At 73.6% G+C, this 3,131-nt stretch carries 2 protein-coding genes and 3 pseudogenes; 3 read left to right on the top strand and 2 right to left on the bottom strand.

Features of this window, described 5'->3' with window-relative positions:
* A pseudogene (locus H5J33_RS28985) lies at positions 1-223 on the top strand (LytR family transcriptional regulator); the annotation flags it as partial.
* Between the two features lie 28 nt (positions 224-251).
* Here the strand turns inward: H5J33_RS28985 and H5J33_RS28980 are convergent.
* Positions 252-746: pseudogene (locus H5J33_RS28980) on the bottom strand (DUF1206 domain-containing protein); the annotation flags it as partial.
* 19 nt (positions 747-765) lie between these two features.
* On the opposite strand from H5J33_RS28980, the gene H5J33_RS28975 reads away from it, so the two are divergent.
* Positions 766-915 (top strand): hypothetical protein, encoded by a 150-nt coding sequence (locus H5J33_RS28975; RefSeq protein ID WP_181797777.1) that lies wholly within the window; start codon positions 766-768, stop codon positions 913-915.
* Positions 916-973: 58 nt separating this feature from the next.
* Here the strand turns inward: H5J33_RS28975 and H5J33_RS28970 are convergent, their stop codons facing one another.
* Positions 974-2,680 carry a glycerol-3-phosphate dehydrogenase/oxidase gene (locus H5J33_RS28970; protein ID WP_181797776.1) on the bottom strand — a complete coding sequence of 569 codons (1,707 nt, stop codon included), beginning with the start codon at positions 2,678-2,680 and terminating at the stop codon, positions 974-976.
* A gap of 279 nt (positions 2,681-2,959) precedes the next feature.
* Between H5J33_RS28970 and H5J33_RS28965 the strand changes: the two are divergent.
* Positions 2,960-3,131: pseudogene (locus H5J33_RS28965) on the top strand (nucleotide sugar dehydrogenase); the annotation flags it as partial.

Raw genomic sequence — 3,131 nt, 5'->3', positions numbered from 1 at the left:
CAGCGACTGGCCCAGCGGGAACCACTACCCGGGCACGGCCACCGCCTCCCCGGCGCCCGCCGGCACCAAGGCCGCCGTCGGCGGCGCCCACGCCTCCACCGCCGACCAGGGCAAGACCTGCGCCAAGGTGAGCCCCTACAAGACGGTCACGCTCGACGGCGTCGCCATGACCCCGGCCCAGGCGTACGCCGCGGCCCGGACCAGGCCCGACTCCGACGACTGACCCGCTCGGCCGGCCGGCCGCCGTGCCCGACCCTGCGCCAGCGGGCATCGCACCAGCAGAACAGGCCGAACGCGGCAAGCCCCAGCGCGACCAGCGCCATCAGCCACGGTCCGGCCGGCAGGTCCCGGAACGCGCGCAGCGTGTCGTCCATGCCCTTCGCCCGGCCCGGCTGATGCCGCACGGCCGCGACGACGGCGAACACACCGGCCGCCGCGAACACGACCCCGCGGGCCGTGCCCCCGGTGATCCCGAGGACCTCCACCACCGGCCGGGCCCGCGCCGACAGCGCCTCGGTCCGCAGGTCCTCCAGGAACTTCCGGCGCACGGCCCGCACCGAGATCCACAGCCCGGCCACCACCACACCGGCCCCGGCGACGCCGAGCAGCCACTGCCCGCCGGGCCACTCCAGCACCCGGGCGGTCACATCGTCGGTCTGCCGGTCGGACGAGCCGCTGCCGCTGCCCCGGTCCCCGGCCGCGTAGGCGAGCACCGAGTAGGAGACGAAACCGTAGAACAGGCAACGGAACAGGGCGGACCTCGTCATGGCGACCGCGCTGCTGGGGCTGGGCCGCGCTGCCGAGGCCCGCACCCGGGCCGCGACCGCTCACACCGCCTGCCTGGCCGCCTTCGGGCCGGCCCATCACCGCACCGTCGAGGCCCGGGCCCTGCTCGACCGCTGCGGCGGTGCCTGAACCGATCCCGTTCCACCGAGGGCCGCGAAGAGGCTCGTCGCCGTCGCGACCGCCGGATCTACAGCGGCACGATGTCCGGTGCCCCCAGCCGGGCCGCGTCCGCCGTCTGGTCGTCCGGCTGGAGCTGGGACTCGCGCTCGGCCTCCACCCGCTTCTCGTAGTGCTCGACCTCGCGCGCTATCCGGTCCGCGTCCCAGCCGAGGACCGGCGCCATCAGCTCGGCCGCCTCCCGGGCGCTGCGGGTGCCCCGGTCGAAGGTCTCGATGGAGATGCGGGTGCGCCGGGTGAGGACGTCGTCCAGGTGCCGGGCGCCCTCGTGCGAGGCGGCGTACACCACCTCGGCGCGCAGGTAGTCGTCGGCGGCGCGCAGCGGTTCGCCGAGCGTGGGGTCGGCGGCGATGAGTTCCAGGAGTTCCTCGGCCAGCGAGCCGTAGCGGTTGAGCAGGTGTTCCACGCGGACCACGTGCAGTCCGGTGCGGGCGGCGATCCGCGCCCGCGCGTTCCACAGCGCCTGGTAGCCTTCCGCGCCGATCAGCGGGGTCTCCTCGGTCACACAGTCGGCGACGCGCATGTCCAGGCCGTGCACCGCCTCGTCGACCGCGTCCTTGGCCATCACCCGGTAGGTCGTGTACTTGCCGCCCGCCACGACCACCAGCCCCGGCGCCGGATGGGCGACCGTGTGCTCGCGGGACAGCTTGCTGGTGGCGTCGGACTCGCCGGCCAGCAGCGGGCGCAGCCCGGCGTACACCCCCTGCACGTCGTCGCGGGCGAGCGGGACGGCCAGCACCGAGTTGACGTGTTCCAGCAGGTAGTCGATGTCGGCGCTGGAGGCGGCGGGGTGGGCCTTGTCCAGGTCCCAGTCGGTGTCGGTGGTGCCGATGATCCAGTGCCGGCCCCAGGGGATGACGAACAGCACGGACTTCTCGGTGCGCAGGATCAGGCCCGTGGTGGAGTGGATGCGGTCCTTGGGCACGACCAGGTGGATGCCCTTGGAGGCGCGGACGTGGAACTGCCCGCGCTCGCCCACCATGGCCTGGGTGTCGTCGGTCCACACGCCGGTGGCGTTGACGACCTGCTGGGCGCGGATCTCGTACTCCCCGCCGCCCTCCACGTCCCGTACCCGGGCGCCCACGACCCGCTCGCCCTCGCGCAGGAATCCGGTCACGCGCGCGCGGTTGGCCGCTTTCGCGCCGTACGACGCGGCCGTGCGCACCAGGGTGGCCACGAAGCGGGCGTCGTCCATCTGGGCGTCGTAGTACTGGAGGGCGCCGACGAGGGCGTCCTTCTTCAGGCAGGGGGCCACACGCAGGGCGTGACGGCGGGTCAGGTGGCGGTGCGTCGGCAGGCCCCGGCCGTGACCGCGGGCCATCGACATCGCGTCGTACAGCGCGACGCCCGAGCCCGCGTACAGCCGCTCCCAGCCCTTGTGCTGGAGCGGGTAGAGGAACGGCACCGGTTTGACCAGGTGGGGGGCGAGGCGTTCGAGCAGCAGGCCGCGCTCCTTGAGGGCCTCGCGGACCAGGGCGAAGTCGAGCATCTCCAGATAGCGCAGGCCGCCGTGGATGAGCTTGCTGGACCGGCTGGAGGTGCCGGACGCCCAGTCCCGGGCCTCGACCAGGCCCGTCGACAGGCCGCGGGTGACCGCGTCCAGCGCGGTGCCGGCGCCGACCACGCCACCGCCGACCACCAGCACGTCCAGCTCGCGTTCCGCCATCGCCGCCAGTGCCTCGGCGCGCTGCGCCGGCCCCAGTGTCGCTGTCCTCACCGCTGCCTCCCGCTGTCGCTGACTCGCTCGCGTCGGCCGCACCCGGTGGGCGTAGCCCCGTCATGCCCTCCTCATGCCCAAATGATGACCGCGATGCGCCGCTTCAGCCACCACGGGTTCCCCGCCTGTGGACAACTCGCGCACAACCACGGCAAGACACACAAACACAATCACACATAACGGTCATATGTGTACCTAGTCTGTCAGTGCGCTCGCTCTTGCTGTCCACAGCGGTTGCGCACCTGTCCCGCTTCGGCTACTGGGAAGGACGGCCCACGCATGCCCGCAGACCTCGCCGTCATCGGACTCGGCCCCTACGGACTGCCGCTCGCCCAGGCCGCCGTCGCCGCCGGCGTCCGCACCGCCGGCTACTCCACCGGCCCCGAGGCGGGCCCGCTCAGCCCCGCCGAACTGCGCCGGATGCACTCCGCCGGCTTCCGGCTCGCCACCG

The sequence above is a fragment of the Streptomyces sp. WELS2 genome, assembly GCF_013870595.1.
GTDB lineage: Bacteria > Actinomycetota > Actinomycetes > Streptomycetales > Streptomycetaceae > Streptomyces.
The sequence above is the reverse complement of the archived record's forward strand: the minus strand, read 5'-3'. Positions and strand labels throughout refer to the sequence as shown.

Coding starts and splice junctions, on each gene's coding strand:
- H5J33_RS28975 (WP_181797777.1), top strand. CDS start 766: ATGGCGACCGCGCTGCTGGGGCTGGGCCGCGCTGCCGAGGCCCGCACC.